General features: G+C 36.4%; 15 protein-coding genes. 1 reads left to right on the top strand and 14 read right to left on the bottom strand.

The window, feature by feature from the left end; all coding sequences use genetic code 11:
- Window positions 1-107: 107 nt before the first annotated feature.
- The 6 genes from LKW28_RS01065 to LKW28_RS01040 form a co-directional block, all read right to left on the bottom strand.
- A complete protein-coding gene (locus LKW28_RS01065; protein ID WP_229138488.1) occupies window positions 108-818 on the bottom strand; it encodes a glycerophosphodiester phosphodiesterase in 711 nt (236 codons plus the stop codon).
- Between the two features lie 49 nt (window positions 819-867).
- Window positions 868-2,226 carry an ABC transporter substrate-binding protein gene (locus tag LKW28_RS01060; protein ID WP_229138487.1) on the bottom strand — a complete coding sequence of 453 codons (1,359 nt, stop codon included), beginning with the start codon at window positions 2,224-2,226 and terminating at the stop codon, window positions 868-870.
- A gap of 90 nt (window positions 2,227-2,316) precedes the next feature.
- Window positions 2,317-3,126, bottom strand: a complete 810-nt coding sequence (locus LKW28_RS01055) for a carbohydrate ABC transporter permease (RefSeq protein WP_229138486.1) — start codon at window positions 3,124-3,126, stop codon at window positions 2,317-2,319.
- Window positions 3,126-4,019, bottom strand: a complete 894-nt coding sequence (locus tag LKW28_RS01050; protein ID WP_229138485.1) for a carbohydrate ABC transporter permease — start codon at window positions 4,017-4,019, stop codon at window positions 3,126-3,128. The genes LKW28_RS01055 and LKW28_RS01050 overlap by 1 nt, the downstream gene beginning before the upstream one ends.
- A 336-nt stretch (window positions 4,020-4,355) precedes the next feature.
- Complete coding sequence (locus LKW28_RS01045; protein WP_229138484.1) at window positions 4,356-5,132, bottom strand: endonuclease/exonuclease/phosphatase family protein; 777 nt, start codon at window positions 5,130-5,132, stop codon at window positions 4,356-4,358.
- 48 nt (window positions 5,133-5,180) lie between these two features.
- The gene (locus LKW28_RS01040) at window positions 5,181-5,801 is read right to left on the bottom strand and encodes an SGNH/GDSL hydrolase family protein (protein WP_229138483.1); all 621 of its coding nucleotides are present in this window, start codon (window positions 5,799-5,801) and stop codon (window positions 5,181-5,183) included.
- A 354-nt stretch (window positions 5,802-6,155) separates the two neighbouring features.
- Between LKW28_RS01040 and LKW28_RS01035 the strand changes: the two genes are divergently transcribed.
- Complete coding sequence (locus tag LKW28_RS01035) at window positions 6,156-6,566, top strand: VOC family protein (RefSeq protein WP_229138482.1); 411 nt, start codon at window positions 6,156-6,158, stop codon at window positions 6,564-6,566.
- 134 nt (window positions 6,567-6,700) lie between these two features.
- Here the strand turns inward: LKW28_RS01035 and LKW28_RS01030 are convergent, their stop codons facing one another.
- The 8 genes from LKW28_RS01030 to LKW28_RS00995 all read right to left on the bottom strand — a co-directional run bounded on the left by LKW28_RS01030 (window position 6,701) and on the right by LKW28_RS00995 (window position 18,229).
- On the bottom strand, window positions 6,701-7,018 hold the full coding sequence (locus LKW28_RS01030) for a hypothetical protein (protein ID WP_229138481.1): 318 nt from the start codon (window positions 7,016-7,018) through the stop codon (window positions 6,701-6,703).
- Window positions 7,019-7,172: 154 nt separating this feature from the next.
- Entirely contained in the window at window positions 7,173-12,497 is a 5,325-nt protein-coding gene (locus LKW28_RS01025; protein WP_229138480.1) for a 5'-nucleotidase C-terminal domain-containing protein, read from the bottom strand.
- A 210-nt stretch (window positions 12,498-12,707) separates the two neighbouring features.
- Window positions 12,708-14,210, bottom strand: coding sequence for an acyl-CoA synthetase (locus LKW28_RS01020; RefSeq protein ID WP_229138479.1), 1,503 nt, complete (start codon window positions 14,208-14,210; stop codon window positions 12,708-12,710).
- A gap of 154 nt (window positions 14,211-14,364) precedes the next feature.
- Complete coding sequence (gene fabG / locus LKW28_RS01015; protein WP_229138478.1) at window positions 14,365-15,102, bottom strand: 3-oxoacyl-ACP reductase FabG; 738 nt, start codon at window positions 15,100-15,102, stop codon at window positions 14,365-14,367.
- Window positions 15,099-16,010 carry an alpha/beta fold hydrolase gene (locus tag LKW28_RS01010; RefSeq protein ID WP_229138477.1) on the bottom strand — a complete coding sequence of 304 codons (912 nt, stop codon included), beginning with the start codon at window positions 16,008-16,010 and terminating at the stop codon, window positions 15,099-15,101. The genes fabG and LKW28_RS01010 overlap by 4 nt, the downstream gene beginning before the upstream one ends.
- Complete coding sequence (locus LKW28_RS01005; protein ID WP_229138476.1) at window positions 16,010-17,023, bottom strand: 3-oxoacyl-ACP synthase; 1,014 nt, start codon at window positions 17,021-17,023, stop codon at window positions 16,010-16,012. Before LKW28_RS01005 ends, LKW28_RS01010 begins: the two co-directional genes overlap by 1 nt.
- A 6-nt stretch (window positions 17,024-17,029) precedes the next feature.
- Window positions 17,030-17,209 carry a hypothetical protein gene (locus tag LKW28_RS01000; protein ID WP_229138475.1) on the bottom strand — a complete coding sequence of 60 codons (180 nt, stop codon included), beginning with the start codon at window positions 17,207-17,209 and terminating at the stop codon, window positions 17,030-17,032.
- 12 nt (window positions 17,210-17,221) lie between these two features.
- Window positions 17,222-18,229, bottom strand: coding sequence for a branched-chain amino acid ABC transporter permease (locus LKW28_RS00995; RefSeq protein ID WP_229138474.1), 1,008 nt, complete (start codon window positions 18,227-18,229; stop codon window positions 17,222-17,224).
- Window position 18,230 lies beyond the last annotated feature (1 nt).

Raw genomic sequence — 18,230 nt, 5'->3', positions numbered from 1 at the left:
CTCAGATAGGTTTTAAATAGCCGGGATTTCTCTTCATCTCTTTCCCATGCATATACACTTATTTGTTGTATTCCTAATGTTTATGAAAAGTTTGAAGAAATTATACCTTATTTAAAGGTTAATGGGTAATTTGTGATAATTCCATCTACGCCCATGTTTCTATAGCTTTCTCCAACAGCCTTATCATTAATGGTATACGGAAAAACTTTAATACCTTTAGAATGTGCCTCCTCTAAAATTTCATCTGTTAGGTAAAAATGATTTGGATGTATACTATAAGGATTGATTGAGCTATTTTCAATATAATTAAACATGTCAATTAAATTCATGTGCAAAATAAACCCAATTTTGATAGTTGTATCTAAAGCCCTCAATCTCTTCAAACTTATATGATCGAAGGATGAAACTATAACCTTGTCCCCGAAATTATACTTATAAACTAATTCAAGAATTTTTTCCTCAAGGTTTACCGGAATGAATGGACCATTCTTTATTTCAATATTAAGAGTAAGATCATGATCGTATAGAAGTTCAAGGACTTCCTCCAACGTCGGAATACGTTCATGACTAAATTTAGGTGAGAACCAAGAACCAAAATCATATGTTTTTAGTTCAGCCAATGTTAGTTCGTGAATATATCCTTTTCCATTGCTTGTCCTATTTATTGTTGCATCATGAATTACAACAGGAATACCATCTTTGGTTAATCGAACATCCAATTCTATTCCTACTGATTTTTGATCTAATGCTGCTTTAAAAGCAGCCATTGTATTTTCTGGACAATAACCAGATACCCCTCTATGTGCAATGATAAGCATTATGACCTTCCTTTTTAACAAAAATATAATACTTTAAAATAATATCCTCTTACTTACCTGACGTTTTATTATAATTTTCAAGTGCCTTTGTTATTTTCCCAGCTGCTTCATCAAGTGCTTCTTTTGGTTTCATACTTCCATCTAGTACCTTCTCAATCTCATCTTCAATTGATGATCTCATTTCTGGGATAACACCAATTGCGGCACCTTGTGTTGCTGGAATTGACTTTGTATTATCTAATTGATCGACCGGAGTCTTAAATTGCGGATTCTTTTTATACGTTTCTACCAATACTTCATGATTGCGTGAATCACTACGGATTGGGAAGTAACCGGTGCTAGATGACCAAAATGCTTGGTTTTCTGCTGAAGAAAGGAATTTTATAAACTCCCATGCTGCTGCTTGTGATTCCCCAGATTGATTACCCATAATCCAATGTGAATTTCCACCTAATTGAGCACCTTGAGGCTCAACTCCATCCGCTACTGGTAGAAATGCCGTTCCTACCTCGAAAGATGAACTTTCAACCATATCAGCAATTGCTGCCGATGAATCCATTACCATCGCTACTTTGCCAGTTTTAAATGCGGTACGAGAGTCATCAAGTTTACGTCCATAGTTAGCACTAATTCCATCATTGTACATTTCTTGAATCCATGTCATTACATTGACTCCCTCTTCACTGTTAAAAACAGCTTCAGTTGGAGTATCACCCGTACGGCCATTGTCGTTATTAACCATTAACGCTCCTTGGTTTGCCATTAACTGTTCAAACAACCAAGCGTAAATAGGGAATGCAAATCCATATCTATCCGTTTGTGAACCATTTTTTAACGTAAGTTTTTCTGCTGCTTCTTTTACGTCACTAAAAGTCTTTGGTGGGTTTTCTGGGTCAAGTCCTACCTCACGGAATGCATCTTTATTATAGAACATAATTGCATTCGATGTACTAAAGGGCATTGAGTATATCTTGTCATTAAATGTATAGTACGCTAAAACATTTTCATTGATTCTACTAATATCATACTTTTCTTTTTCAATAAAATTACTAACTGGTACAATATCAGCTGTATCAATCATTTGTCTATTTCCAATACCAAATAATTGAACGACAGATGGTGCTTCTTTCGTTCCCTCTACTTGCTTTAGCTTATTTAGTGCATCATCATAAGAGCCCTGGTACAATGAATTTACCTGAACCTGGTCTTGGCTCTCATTGAATTTTACTACTAATTCATCTAAAGCTTTTCCGGACGCGCCACCCATAGCATGCCAATAGTCAATAACAATCTTTCCATCCTTTTTCACATCTTCTTTTTCCCCTGTATTACTTTTTGAATTACAACCAAACAGTGCAAATGCAACAATAATTGCAATAAATCCTATACCAAACTTTTTAAACTTCATTTTTCCAACTCCTTTTTTGATTTTTGATAAAACATAACTGATAAAGCAATTCCAAAAAGAAGATCACCCCTTTCAATTAAGCTTTATTTATTACCCTTTTAGTGAACCAGAGGTTAAGCCCTTTTGTAATTGTTTTTGGCCAATGAACAGTATGAGTAGGGTAGGTAGAATAACAAGAATTACTGCTGCCATAATCATTGGCCAGTTATTTGCTGTTTCCTCTGATTTCATCATCTTTAACCCAATCTGAATAGTACGAACATTGTTATTGTTAGTTACAAGTAACGGCCATAAATATTCATTCCATGCTGAAAGGAAAGTATAGATACCTAATGTAGCCAACATTGGTTTAGATACAGGTAGTACCATTCTTAAATAAAAACGGAAATTAGTACAACCATCCATTTGGGCAGCTTCATGTAATTCTTTTGGAATCGTTAAGAAATATTGTCTTAATAGAAATATCCCAAATGCTCCGGCAAATTTTGGTATGACTAGTCCTGTAAATGAGTTCAGCCACCCTAAATCCCTTACTGTCGCGAAATTCGGTATAATTGTTGCTTCCCAAGGAATCATCATTGTGGAAATGATAATAAAAAACACTACGTTTCTACCTTTAAATGGAACGAAGACAAAACCAAAGGCAGCTAAACTACAAGTAAAAATCATTCCAATGGTGATAAGCCCTGATTGAATGAAACTATTTAATAAAAAGCGCAACAATGGAACGGTTTGAAACGCATCAACATAATTTGTCATTGCAAAAGAGGAAGGGATAATAGCACCCGAGAACACTTCTTTCGAATCCATAAAACTAATTGAAAGTGCGTATAAAATTGGTCCAAATACTAAAAGTGTTGAGATTATAAGTAAACTATATATAAGTGTTTTTCGTAGCATTATTGATAATGCACCTTCCTCTCACCATACTTAAACTGAAGCAAGGTAAATAATAGAATGATAAAAAATAGTACCATCGCTTGAGCACTTGCTGAGCCTACATAATTATTTACAAATGCATCTTGGTAAATTGAATAAACAATTAAGTTTGTCGCACCAGCTGGGCCACCTTTTGTCATGATATCAATCTGTCCAAAGGATTGAAATGCGTTGATTACCGCTACTACTATAACAAAGAACAGTGTTGGTGATAACATTGGTATTGTGATATTACGGAATTGCTGAAGGAATCCCGCACCGTCTATTTTTGAACTTTCATATAAATCTTCCGGGATGCTTTGAAGGCCACCGAGTAAAATAATAAAATTAAATCCTAAGTGCATCCATATTGTTGTAACAGATACAGAGAATAATGCCCAACTTTTATCAGTAACCCATCCTATCCCTTGTATCCCAAATACTCCAAGCATATTATTGACAAAGCCAATACTTGGATCAAATAGGAATAACCAAATGACTGCCGCGGCTGCAGATGAAACACCTAGAGTTGAGGAAAAAGCTACTCTAAAAAATTGGGAACCCCTTAATTTTTCATTAGCAAGTACAGCTAAAAACAGGGAAATTATTATTGTCGGTATTACCGTATACAGAACAAATAATATACTGGCTTTTAAACTTAACAAAAATTCTTTTGATTGGAATATTTCCACGTAATTCTGGATTCCATTAAAGAAAACTGGATCGCCCTTTGTGTCGGTTAAAAAGAAGCTTAGATATAATGTTTTGAACATCGGATAAAAAAGAAAAACTGAAAATAGGACTAATGCTGGTAATAAATATAAAACCCCTGTAGGAAATTTTCTTTTCCTTTTACTTAATTTCTTATCACTCAAAGATAAGCACCCCTCTAAAGTTAGTTATATATATTAATTGCTATTAAATAAATAGCAAGGAAAAAAATAGAGAACCCCAAAAAGAATAATAGAATACGAACAAATACAGTTCAGTTATTCATTAATCCTTTTTTGGGGTTCTCTTATTCTCCACCCATTATTCAATTATTAAATAAACATTAATAATATTGAATACTACTTAAATTATTTCAATTTAAACTATGTGTATCCGCTTTCACGTATTATCTACTTTAAATTATATTAAATGTTCAGACATTTGTCAATCTACAAAACTTTTTTTCGAAGTTTCAGTACAAGGCTTTACTACTAGTTGTATTATATTTTACAATTTACTATTACCGCGAAGTGATCACTTGGAAAACTACCTTCGACACAATCATCAATAATCTTTATTGATTTTACCGATTGCACCCCCTTGGATAAAATCCAATCTATCCGACTATCTCCACCAGTTTTATCAATAAAATCATTCTTGGTACCAAGTGTTTTATTAACATGTTCTCGGGCTAAATCCCAAGTATCTTTAAATGACCCTAATTTTGTAAGAATATCGTAAGGCTCCGTATTAATATCTGTATTAAAGTCACCTGTTAAAAAAACAGGTAGATTGCTTTGAAATTCTTTTACCTTAGTCTGAATTAAGACTGCCGCCTTTTTCCTTGCTTCCTCACACAGATAATCAAGATGGGTATTCATATGATAAAATACATTCCCCGTTCTTCTATCTAAAAACTTTCCCCATGTTACCATTCTTGGTGTCTCGTTCCCAAATGTCATTGAACCAATAATTTCTGGGGTATCTGATAACCAAAAATGGTCATATTCCAAAAGTACAAAACGATCCTTCCTAAAATAAATTGTCATAAAATCACCATTACTCCCACCAAGTCGGCCAAGCCCTAACCATTCGTACTCTGGAAGCATTTCAATTATATCTCGAATCTGGGAATACAAACACTCTTGTGTACCAATAATATCAGGAGATTCACGCTCTATTAATTTCTTTATTAATTCCTTACGTTCTTCCCATTTATTTGCAGGGTTTTCATCAATATGAAGAACATTATAGGTCATAATCCTTATATCAATCACCAGTATAATCTCCTTTTCGAATATATTATTTTCCATAAGGTAGATGCTTTATTTTACCGCCGCTAACCAAGTATCAGCCAATAATTTATTCCCGGCATTATTCATATGCACACCATCTTTTGTAAGTATTTCACTAGACATGCCCGCTAAATGCTCGATAAACACCCGGTGAGTGGGTATTAAAATAGCATTGAATACTTTTGCTAGTTTCCTTACGATTTCTACATACGGTATAAGTTTTTGATTTCCTTCAGATTGTCTATCTTCTACAATAACAGTAGGTTCCATTAATATAATTTGAGATTGAGTCTCCTCGGATAGTTCAGTTAATAGTCGCGTATAAATTTCTTCAAATTTTTTCGGATACACCTGCTCCATTGTTGGTTGATCAATCTGCCTCCAAACATCATTGATACCAATAGAAACAGATACCCAATTAGGATTCAATTTGATTACATCTTCATTCCATCTTGAGGCTAAATCCGTTACCCTATTTCCACTAACACCTTTATTTATGACCTTAAGATTCAAATCACTCAAGTCCTTATAGAAATAGTCCCGAATTAGCCTTACATATCCTTGTCCAATCCCCTCTGGATCTACTAATCGTCCTGCGTCTGTTATGCTATCACCAATAAATAGGATTCGGTCATTCGTCTTGAAAAGCAATTTTATATTCACTCCCTTTTTATTTTCTGCACTACTTTATATGGTTAATAATACAGTACAATCGTAATTATTAAAACTATCAAAAAACCACGCCCCGTCTATTTTACCAATTAACAATGGAAAAACGAAGACGGACAAGGGAGTGGGCTCAATAACTTCCTCAAAATTCACCACGTGTAACATAAAAATTCATTCAAGATTTGGAGCCTATATACTCTTTTATACCAAACACTAAATAGCAAGGAAGCATTATAATGATGGGATGTGAGGAAAAATACAAAAATGTATGAACTTTATTTGAAATAGAAAACATAGTGGAGGGCTTTAGCAAATTTAAAAGGAAGTGTTTTAAGTATGAAAGGACAAGTAACACCGTATTTAATGTTTAATGGGAATGCACAGGAAGCTTTGGAATTTTATAAGGAAATATTTGATGGTGAAATTTTGGATGTCCAAACATATGCTAAGGCAGGTTATGAAACTCAATACCGGGCTAACGACCGACTTATTCATGGTAAATTCAAAAAGAATGATTTTCTGTTAATGGTATCAGATGACTCTCCAGACCAAAAAGTTAGTTTTGGAAACAATATCTCCCTCGTAATTGATTTCGAAAGTGAGGAAGAGATTACAAAAACCTTTAATAATTTAAAGGAAAAAGGAACAGTGTTCATGGAATTGCAGGATACCTTCTGGGGTGCAAAATATGCAAAAGTGAAGGATCAATTCGGGATTATTTGGGACTTAAATTTTGAAAAACTGTAAAATGGAATGTCCCACAGATAATCGTTTCTGGGGGACATTATTTTTATTTAATAGATTAAACGTAATCGTTTAATAAACTCCCTTGTTTCTATTTAGGGAGTAATTCTACATTTTTTATCATAATCCTTTCGAAATTAATTTTTTTCGAAAAATGAGGTTTGGCTGCCTAAATCGCCACCTTTTGTTAGATTACGAGGGATTTTATGTGTTTTTTCTAGAATGAGTGTATAGTTTCGATCTACTGCCTTTTTATACCGAATGAGTACAAGTGCAGTAACCAGGATTTGGAGGACAGATAAAGGGATGTAAAGAAAACTTTGTATGGAGTCTTTGAGTAAAACGATGACAAGCAAAATTCCAAGTTGGGTGAAGAATACTTTTTTTGATTTTAAAATAATCCCAAAAGCTAATGTAATAATCGCGATAACACCTAACATTAAATATTGTTCCATTATTTTCAACCTCCTTTGTTACTCTCATTATCATATGAAATCGTTCCATTAACTTTGACGTGAATCAAATTTTTTTGTAATTGGGATGAAAAAAGCAGTGAGGAGAAAACAATTGTTTTCTTCTCACTGCTGACTATTTTGGGACATTTTTTGTTTATATATTGCCTTTTGAAACTGTTTTTCTTCTGTTTAAATAAAGAAGACCAAAAGCAACAAGGATAAGCATAAGCCCGGTTACTAACATGTTTGCGGTATTAGTTGCTGTAATTGGAAGCTTTTTGCCTCCTTTTGAATCCTTCGCATTTGAATCCGCAGCAGGTGGATTATGGTTATTTGTATCTTTATCGTCAGTTACTGGAGTTTCCTTGCTACCTTCGACTTCTTCTAGCACACCAAATGTACTGAAATGGTCGGTAGTTGCAGTAATTTTACCATCTTTATATTCTCCGCCTACAAGTTCCCATTTCTTACTTTCCGGGTTCCAATAAAAGACCTTTACTTTATTCGGATCCTTTACTTTAGCAGGGTCAACCGAGAAGGTCATTGTGACTTTTTCGTTGAATTTGTGGAAGCCAGTGCCTTCTGATTTTATTGTAAAATCGTAAGCTACTAAAGCATCCTTTCGATTATCCTTCTGCACTTTAATTTCAACTTCACCATCTGGCAAAATAGATGCCGGGATTTGAAGTTCAACGAGGTTATTGGAAACAACTAAAGTTGCATTCGCTTTTTTAAGTTTCGCAATAGCATCTGAACTCAATGTTACAAAAATGGTATTATTCTTTTCAGGAACTTCAACTCTAACAGTCGCTCCATCTTTTAATTCACCTAAATCATCTGCATTGACTTCATATTTATTGCCGTTCACTACCTCTGGTTTGACAATTACAACCTGCTGTGGTTCTTCTTCACCAGGTGTTGAGGAGATATCCACGATTCTGCCTTCAGTTTTAGTTGGAATTCCTTCACTGCCAATGTTTATTAAATGGTCACGGAAGTTTTCCCAATCAGAAAGTCCGAGATCGGTTACACGGCCTTCCTCATAAGCTTTTGCAAATACGTCATAGCCGTCTCCACCTTTAGCGGTGAAAGCATTTGTTGCTACAGTATAGATATTATCATCTTGTACCTCTACATACTCCCCATTTTCATTTAGGTACGATATAGAGACAATACGTTCACCGGCAGGTTTAGTAGAGTCGAATTTAACTTTACCGCCTGCAACATGCAGGAATCCGCCATTTTCTCCTGGGTACTGGCTTACAGAGATTTCAAAAGCCTCTTTTAATTCAGCTCCGGTAACATCCATCGTGGCTAAGGTGTTTCCAAATGGAAGTACTGTAATTACCTCACCAGCAGTAATTGGTCCAGCATTAATTGCTGCACGGATACCACCGCCGTTTTGTAATGCCATTATGACATTTTTACCTGTGAAGGAATTTGCTTTTTCAAGCATTCCATCCGTAATCAAGTTTCCTAAGATTGTTTCATTTCTGCGTACGCTTGGTTTTGTATTATCGCCATTTGTACGTGGATTTTCTAATTCAATTGGAGTTGATACGCCAATTTCCTCTTTTGCTACTGCATCGACTTGTGTTTTAAATGGTGCTAATACTCTTTCTGCTTCAGGATCAGCTTGTTGATCGCCAATTTTAACTAACTCACCATCATGAGCTACTACAACACCATTTGGATCAAATTCAACATTTAGAACCCCTAAGTTGCTGTTTGCATTACCTGTTTGAACGATGATTGTTGGTGTTTCATCCTTTGCTACAACTACAGGTTCAGATAATGTTGTATGGCTATGTCCACCGACAATCACGTCAATGCCTTCCACTCGCTCAGCCAAGATTAAATCGTTATCTACTGCTGCATTATCATCAAATCCAATGTGAGTTAATGCAATGATTTTATTAACACCTTGTGTTTCGAAAGCTTTTACTGCCTTTTCTGCTTCACTTAGGTAGTTTTCAAACTCGATGGAACCTGGGCTCGAAATGTCTTCTGTTTCTTCTGTTGTTAAACCGAAGATACCCACTTTCTCGCCATTAACTTCTTTGATGATTCCATTGTAAATTTGACCATTATTATAGTTAGTTTCAATAGAATCATTGAAACTTCCAGAGAATTTTGCATCCTTCGAGAAATCAACATTGGCACTAACAAACGGGAAATTTGCTCCCTTGATGAAATTAACCAAAGCTTGATGACCTTCTGATGAAGAGCCTAAATCAAATTCATGATTACCAAATGTCATGGCATCAAAGCCCATTAACTTCATCATTGCCAAGTCTGCTTCACCTTGGAACTCATTGAAATACAAGGTTCCAGTAAATGCATCCCCCGCATGAAGAAGCAGCGCATCGGGTTTTGCTGCTCTTACCTCTTTCACAGCAGTTACTGTTTTCGGCATTTTATCTAGGGCTGCATGTGTATCATTTGTATGCATGATTGTTAGATCATAATCTTCTATAAGGTTAACTTGAACCAATACAGGATCATGATCACTTGCACGTCCTGCCATATCGGTAAAGTCCGCATTAATGTGTAAAATATCAATTTCAGTTCCGGGTACTAAGTTATTTGATACCACAATGTGGTCTAGCACTTGTGAATTCCCTTGGAACAAGTATGTGTAACGGTCACTCTGTTCAACATAATTAATCATGTTGGTCATTAATTGCCCCTCAAAAATTCCCATCGCTTCAGAGAATTGGAAATCATTGTAGTCCCCAACAGATACAATATTTGCATCGGGGTTATCCGTTTTTATTTCCTCTACAAAGTTATATACTATCTTTGCAATTTTTTTCCGCTGTTTTTCACTACCATATACAGGTGGTTGTGTTGAACCGAATAATGGAGTGTCTCCTGATTTAGAGTTCCAGTGGTTTGCGATAACAACAACATCTTCACCTTGGAAGGTAAATTGTGCAGCTAAAGGTTTACGACTGTTATCAAATGCAGGATTTGTTGGATCAATACGACCAGGGTTATGAGTTAATTTTCCATTTACATACCCAACTGCTGTTGTAGCATCACCAGCTTGAATGCCTTCTGGTAAGGATACACGTTTTGGATTATATAAGAATCCAACACGGATGTTTGCATTCGGTGCCCCACCGTCTTCATTATTAATAGGGTCAATATTTAAATATTCATATACAGGGCCGCCAGCAGCAGTGATTGCTTGTATCAGACGCTCATAACTTTCGTTTGCAGCTGCATCTCCTGCACTTTGCCCATTGTTATCTTGGACTTCAGTAACCCCGATAATGTCGGGACTGTTCATGTCTCTTACAAATGCTCTTGCTAGTTTTTGAGCTTTATCATTTGATGTTTCTTTTGTATTATTTGAAAAGTTTTCTAGATTGTAAGATGCAATTGTAAGCTTACTATCATCTTTAACAATCGTTGTTGTTTCAGGTTTTACATCCCCAATAACATGTGCAGATTCCATATCTTCTAAATCAACATAGATTTTATAGTTTTGGAACCCATAATTTACTACACCTGTAATCGGACCAGTAAATTTGTCTCCAGTTGCTACTTTGAAATCTCTTGCAGCATTGTTATCGTACATTTTGAATTGGATACGATCCGCATTAGCATTATCCTCAGTTAATAATAAGCCTCCGTGGATTGTATCAGTTTTTCTGTTTTCAAGTACAGTAATTAAATCCCCATGCTCCTGAGGTGCAACAGCCTTAACTATTCCTACTTCAACAAGCATCCCTTCAACGCTTTCCCAGAAATCAATTGCATCTTCTTCTGGATCAAATTCTGCAAAACTATCATTATCAATTACTTGATTTGGCAGATTTTTGCTAGTAATTTTTATTGTTTCAGGTAAATCGACTTTTTCCTCTACAACCGTTACAGCGCCGTTACGGTCATCTCTAGCATTAATTTGTGTTACAGCAAGGTCCGTTTTGTTTGCGTCACTATATCCATCGATATAATATTCATCGACCGTACCTGTTACACTTACTAGATTACCAACTTTCACATTTGCTTGGTTACCTGTATAAACGACAATACCTTCAGATGTCTTTGGATTGTCATCCTTTTGGTCATCTGGAGTTTGCATATGGAAGTAATTTCCGCCTTTTATGCTATAAGTATAGGTTACGACACCCTTAACATTATTAACAACTACGCCATCTAGCGGTGATTCATGTGACTCACCTTGAATATCGTGGATCTTAATATCTGCTGAATCATATACGTTATACGCAAATTCTTTTACAACACTAGCTGTTAAACCATCTTTAACAGCAATAGCTTTGATTGTTAGATTTTTATCAACTGTAATTGGCTCACTGTACTTTTGACCATTCTCAACTGTTGGTTCAATTGCATCAGTTGTAAAATAAATGTCAGCACCTTGAGTTGAAGTTGATAATGTCACCTTTGTACCAGCAAGGATTGTTCCTGATGGATGAGATGCACTAACTGGTTGAACTTTTGTAGCATCTTCTACAATATCTGCTTGTCCGCGAGGAATGATTTGCCAATCACTATTAAATTGTTGAACAATACCAGTGATCGAATCATAGGTTGTTCCTTGAGTTAATCCTAGGTTATTATTTTCATCACGAACAATAAATTCGTTCCCAGTTTCGTCTACTGCCTTATAGTTTGAAGGGTTTCCGGAAACTGTAACATTTTTTACAGAAACTAGTTCTGATTCATTCTCTTCATTTAAATCAGCACCAGTCACAACAGCTGGCTCTGGTACACCAACTTGAGTTGCTTCTCCTACAAGATTTGCGCTATTTAGTTGTAAAAGGCCATTATAATCACCTAATGTTCCAGTGACAGTGATTTTATCACCCAATTCAACAGCAAGGGAAGTTGGTCTTACAGCAATTGCAGCTGTGTCATCTTGAATGTGGATCGTATTTTTTAATTTTGCCGTCACTGTGCCTTTAACGGATACTGAACCAGTGGCTTGGGCACGGGCCTCAGCAATGCTGATTATGGTTGGTTGTTCTGGTTCTGGGTCTTGTTCGCCATCAAGAAATTCATAAGATGAGGCACTTTTCAATCCAGGAACAGTAAAATACGCTTCTAAACTACCCGTTATAGCTACCTTTCTTTGGAAGTTTTCAGGGTGATCTTTTAAGTTCAAATCTATACGAACATAATTATTTGGTAACTGTACTGGCAAGATCTTTGCCGGATCCTTTTCATTCGGATCATCTGCTAAAGCAAGATTTGTATTAACTTCAAATGGAGCCTCTTGATCATACTTTGGTCCATTCGCAACTGTCCCTACAATATATCCCTGTACAGTGGCATTTCCAGTGTTGTTTGCAATCACTTCTGCTACAGTTTTATAGGATGGTTGTTGTTCAGTTACACTTCCCTCCGACGCACTTACGGAAGGTGCAAAGTTTAATAGTGTAGTAGGCACTATTAAGCTAAAAACGAATAAAATCGATAGTAATTTCCTCGCTAGGCCTTTTTTCACAGTTTTCTCCCCTCACTTAATTAATAGTAGATTCTGGTTCGAATACATATTAATGGGTTATAAAATTTTATTCAATGAATTTTACGAAAATTATCTACATATTTACAAAATCTTTATCAAAATTAAAACGACTACACGATTTGTAGTCGTTTTTTACCATATTTCAAGATATTCAGACATAGTCCCATTTCCCTATAACTAAAATTGCCCTTAACCAACTAGATTTTCATACGTTTTTTGCAATTGGTTTTTATCGATCTTTCCAACATGTGTTTTAGGTATTTCATCTACAAAGATGAAGTCTTTGGGGACTTTATATTTCCCTATCTTTGTTTGACAGTACTCTTTTAATTCCCCCCTAGAAATTTGTTGGTCCGGCATTAATGAAACTACTGCGATCACCATTTCACCCCATTTTTCATGAGGGACACCGATAACAGCAACTTCGTTAATTACCGGGTGTTTGCTTATGCATTGCTCTACCTCTAACGGATAGACATTTTCTCCACCTGTAATGATCATTTCTTTCTTTCTTCCAACAATATAGTGATAGCCTTCCTCATCACATTTTGCTAAATCTCCGGTATGGAGCCAGCCATCATGATATGCTTCCTTTGTCGCACTTGGATTATTCCAATAATGATGGAATACATGCTTACCACGAATTAAAAGCTCTCCTACTTCCCCAGCCTTAGCATCTCTTCCATCAGAAGTAATGATTTTCACATCATTATAAAACATCGCCTTGCCAACAGATCCTCTCCGAAATCTTGAAATCTTGGGATCGATAAAGAAATTGTTTGGGCCAGCCTCGGTTAGACCATATCCTTCTTTAAAAGACAAACCCTTTTCTTCAAACGCCTGGTAGATTTCTAACGGACATGGAGCTCCTCCAGATAAGAATGTATGCATTGTTGGAAACTTTACATCTTTAAATGAGAGTGTTTTAATCATCATGTGATACATAGTCGGAACAAGTAATACCACTGTACAACCCTCTTGATTAATAATTTTGATTGCTCGATTGGGTTCAAAGTTTTTCGCTATGACAACCTTTCCCCCCATCATTAAAATTGGAATTGATAAAGCATTTAGCCCACCAGTATGGAACATCGGCATATAGGTCAATGTCACATCTTGGGCAGACAAATTCCAACTCACAATCGTATTTAACCCATTCCACATAATGGATTGATGGGAAAGAACCACACCCTTTGGTTTACCTGTTGTTCCACCTGTATAAATAATCGCTAATGGGTCATCTTCATGGACACATTCATCTGGATCACAAGATTTATTTAATACACTCGCAATTCGATGATACTCGTCTGAATCAATTTTTATAATTCCCATAGAGGTTTTGTCCTGCAATATGTGTTCCAATTTACTTGATAAAGCGATTAGCCTTGGTGATGAATTCGAAAGGATATAATCTATTTCCTCACTTGATAATCGCCAATTTAGCGGTACAAAGATTGCCCCTATTTTTCCACAGGCAAAAAGCAAATCGAAATAACAAATATCATTCGGAGAGAGCAGTGCAATCCGATCTCCCTTATTAATTCCGATAGTTTTAAAATAGCTGGCGATATTTTCCGCACGTTTATTTAATTCTTTAAATGTGAAACGGCTGCCCGTTTCCCCGTCTACAACAGCAATCGAATCAGGTGATAGTCGAGCCCGATTTGCGATCCAATCCAGTTCCCACCTCACAACTATCTCTCCTTACGTCTACTTAATTATTCTTACTATAAAAGACATAAGTTACATGGAAGTTACATGTGAAGGAATTTTGTAAGGGGTGTCTCCGTCTCGGATTAAGGGCAAAAAAAAATAAGGAGCCTGAAAATCAGAGCTCCTAGTGTAATCACATCATAATTCCACCATCAACATGTAAGGTTGTTCCGTTCACGTAATCAGATTCATCGGATGATAAAAATAAATAAGCATTGGCAATATCTGAAGGTTTTCCAAGTCTCTGAAGAGGAATCATTTGTTTCATTTGATTAATGACCTTTTCAGGTACTGCTGCTACCATTCCAGTTTCGATAAAACCTGGGGCAACCGCATTCACATTAATCCCTTTTCTACCTAACTCCTTTGCCCATGTTTTCGTCATTCCAACTACCGCCGCCTTTGATGCCGCATAATTGGTTTGACCAACATTTCCATACACTCCCGTTACAGACGAGGTACTGACGATTTTACCTTTTCCATTCGCAATCATATGTGGTACGACAGCTTGAGTGCAATTAAAAACACCTGTTAAATTTACGTCGATAACCTTTTGAAAATCCTCTTGAGAAAGCTTAGTCAACATCGAATCACGAGTTATCCCCGCATTATTTATTAAAATATCAATCTTTCCAAAACGCTCCATTACAGAGGAAACCATTTGATCAACGCTCTCTCTGCTCGCAACATCGACTTGAAAAAATTCAACATCTGCACCCTGTTCTTTCAATTCTTTTGCTCTTTGGGCCCCTTTTGTATCATAGTCTGTTAACGCAACCTTCGCACCCTCACGTACAAATGTGATTGCCGCTTCTAGCCCGAGCCCATTTGCCGCTCCAGTAATGATTGCTACCTTATCTTTTAATCTCATTTTGCTAGCTCCTTTTGCTTCATAAACTTGTGCATATGATTTAATAATAGTTCTAAGTTATCAATCAATGGAGAGTGTCCACAGTCTGGTAATTCAATAAATGTTCCTACTTCACCCAAGTCCTCAACGATTTCCTTTGTCATTTTATCGGTGATCACCAAGTCTCTATCCCCACGTAAAATCAAGACTGGGATTTTTATCTTTTTCACAAGACCGTTTCCGTCAACTAAACCGTTATGATATTCACTAATATTATATTTATTTAATGAATAATAGACTTCAGCCAGATTTCTTTGTGTGATCATATCATCTAAATATTCATCATAATGCTTCTCATCAGGCTGGTTATGCGTATATATTAAAGCATTCCAAATTGCTTTTAATACTTCCTTATTTCTAGTGTCATACGCATTTTGAATCGGAATAATTCTAAGTGGATCCTTTAAGAAATCCTCATACGTTTTAAGTCTCTTTGAATAATCTTCTTTCCCCTCTGAATTAACTTCATAAAGTGCAATGCCTCTCGTGGAGACAGAGTCCACCAATATCAACCTATTGCAATATCCTGGATAATCCGCCACAAATTGCATTCCTACAACCCCACCAGTTGACCATCCTGCAATTGCAAAATCTTTAATACCTAGTTGATCAACAAAAAGCTTAATATCATCTGAAAAATCCTTTATCATATGGACTGGTGTGTGATATGTCGAGATCCCAAATCCCCTCATATCAACAGCGATGATTTTGTAATCGTTATCAAATTTATCAATTAATATATCCCAGTGTTTGGATGATGTCATGTTTCCATGTATAAGTAAAAGGACTTTCTCCCCTCCTTCACGCTCCCGGTAGCCCAATGTTTCTCCATTTGCAAGATCAACTGTTTTTAGTTCAATTGCTGACATTAACAATCCCCCCATTTTATTGCAGTGGCACCCCATGCATATCCGATTCCAGCACTCACTAGAACAACAAGATCCCCTTCTTTTATTTTACCGTTTTTTTCCGCTAATTCCATAGAAAGTATTTGATCTATTTGACCAATATGACCATATTCTTTTAGATAAATGGATTGATCTTGGGTTAGACCTAATTCGTTTAACACATAATCATGGGCTGATTTTTTCATATGGAGAATACCTAGGTAATCGATGTCTGCTTCAGTATACCCGCTGTTTTTTACTGAATCTCGAATCACCTGAAGAAAATTTTGCATCGACTTTTCTTCAAGTCGCTGTTTCATTCCTTCAGGGTCAAGAACATCCAGCATATTTAATTTCTGCTCAAGCGCTTCCTTTGTCACCGGATTCTTTGTTCCCCCTGCTACTACAACGACATCCTCAGAAAATGAACCATCAGTTATAATTTTACTTGCCAGGACATGATTTTTAGCCAGCCCCTTTTGTAAAAGGATTGCGCCACCACCGGCACCTAAATTATACATAAAGCGAGTTCTAGGATTCTCATAATCAATCAAATCTACATTTCGATAGCCACCTGCTAGTAATACCGTTTTTATAGAGTCGTCAGATCTCATCAAATCCTTTGCAACCTTTAGCGCCATAATCGTCGTTCCACAACGCATTGCTACATCAAAGCCCCAGGCATTAAGTGCACCGAGCTCTTGTTGCATTTTAATTGCGGCAGTCCATAATGGATATTCCTTATGTTCTTCCCCGATATAGATAATTAAATCAATTTCCAGTGGATCAATGTTTGCCTTTTCAATTGCTTCTCTTGCCGCTTTAATTCCCATTTCACATGTATGGTCTTCAGATCCTGGAATAGGCTTTCTCGAAATTCCTAGCTTTGTTTCAACGATCCCCTTTGGAATCCCACTCTTTATTGAAATGTCCTCTGAAGTTAAATAATCTTTAGGAATGTATATTCCCGTACTTAAAATTCCGACTGATTGCAAAGTAGGTCACTCCTCTATTACACGTTTCATAAATTGAATAGCGTCTTCTAAATCTGTCACAACTACTTCATCTTCCCCCTGAACATGGCTGACCTTTATTCGCCATTGCTTTTTCATTGTCGCGTAATCTACGTCAACCAGCGCACAACGGACAACGAATGAGGTAATGGTTTGATTATCATTCATGGCCCTCACTCCTTAGCCAGCTATTTTTTCTTTTTCATAGTCCTTCGTTTTCTTCGTTCCTTTTCTTTTATAAAACCATGATTTTACAGTTCCAACGATTCCCATTGGAAAGAACATAACGGCTAAAATATATAAAATGCCAAAGAAAATCATCCATCGCTCAAAAATCCAGTGAACCTTTGCAAGTCCCGTTAGCCAGTGATGGGCAAATTCAATAAGCCCAGCTCCAATGATGGCCCCTACTAGCGTTCCGACTCCTCCAATAATCGTCATGAGAAGTGCATCGAGGGTTACATCGAGGGCAAATACTGATGTATTTACAAATCTTAGTGTTAAGACATACATGGATCCTGAAACACTCGCAATCACCCCCGCTACAATACTCGCAATGATTTTATAATGAATCACGTTGTATCCAAGTGACTCTGTCCGTGGTTCATTTTCACGAATCGCTTGGAGCACCCTGCCCAGCGGAGATTCTGTGAATCTCTTTAACACTAAAAAGATAACAATCATAAGAATTAATGTGACAAAATAAAGAGTCATTCGGTCTTTTAATATATCTGGAGTGCGGAAAGTAAATCCGTCATTACCTCGGGTTAACGACCTCCATTTTTCTGCTGCAACTAAAAACAAGCCTGAAAACGCCAATGTCAGCATGGCATAGAAATGGCTCTTTAACCGAAGTGAGAGCAAACCTACAATATAACTTAAAATAGCTGCCAGTATCATACCAACGAGTATTGACATGATAAACACCGCTAATGTTGGCTCAAATCGTTTTAATAGAACACCTGTCGAATAAGCACCAATTCCAAAAAACATTGCATGCCCAAATGAAACAATTCCCGTAAAACCTAGTAAAATATCATAGCTCATGGCAAAGACTGCAAAGATAAAAATTTGTGTAAATAAAATTAATATACTTCTAGTGTCATTAATAAATGGATAACATAGAAGGAATACCGCTGCTGCAATGTATATGATATTTACTTTTGAAGAATTAGTAAGAAGCTTCATT

The organism is Bacillus sp. REN16 (genome assembly GCF_020731355.1).
Classification (GTDB): domain Bacteria; phylum Bacillota; class Bacilli; order Bacillales; family Bacillaceae_L; genus Ferdinandcohnia.
The sequence above is the reverse complement of the archived record's forward strand: the minus strand, read 5'-3'. Positions and strand labels throughout refer to the sequence as shown.

What these genes read in the sequence shown, in the direction of transcription:
- LKW28_RS01055 (WP_229138486.1), bottom strand. Translation starts at nt 3,126, where the DNA reads ATGCTACGAAAAACACTTATATATAGTTTACTTATAATCTCAACACTT.
- LKW28_RS01035 (WP_229138482.1), top strand. Translation starts at nt 6,156, where the DNA reads ATGAAAGGACAAGTAACACCGTATTTAATGTTTAATGGGAATGCACAG.
- LKW28_RS01030 (WP_229138481.1), bottom strand. Translation starts at nt 7,018, where the DNA reads ATGGAACAATATTTAATGTTAGGTGTTATCGCGATTATTACATTAGCT.
- fabG (WP_229138478.1), bottom strand. Translation starts at nt 15,102, where the DNA reads ATGAGATTAAAAGATAAGGTAGCAATCATTACTGGAGCGGCAAATGGG.
- LKW28_RS01060 (WP_229138487.1), bottom strand. Translation starts at nt 2,226, where the DNA reads ATGAAGTTTAAAAAGTTTGGTATAGGATTTATTGCAATTATTGTTGCA.
- LKW28_RS01010 (WP_229138477.1), bottom strand. Translation starts at nt 16,010, where the DNA reads ATGTCAGCAATTGAACTAAAAACAGTTGATCTTGCAAATGGAGAAACA.
- LKW28_RS01065 (WP_229138488.1), bottom strand. Translation starts at nt 818, where the DNA reads ATGCTTATCATTGCACATAGAGGGGTATCTGGTTATTGTCCAGAAAAT.
- LKW28_RS00995 (WP_229138474.1), bottom strand. Translation starts at nt 18,229, where the DNA reads ATGAAGCTTCTTACTAATTCTTCAAAAGTAAATATCATATACATTGCA.
- LKW28_RS01000 (WP_229138475.1), bottom strand. Translation starts at nt 17,209, where the DNA reads ATGAATGATAATCAAACCATTACCTCATTCGTTGTCCGTTGTGCGCTG.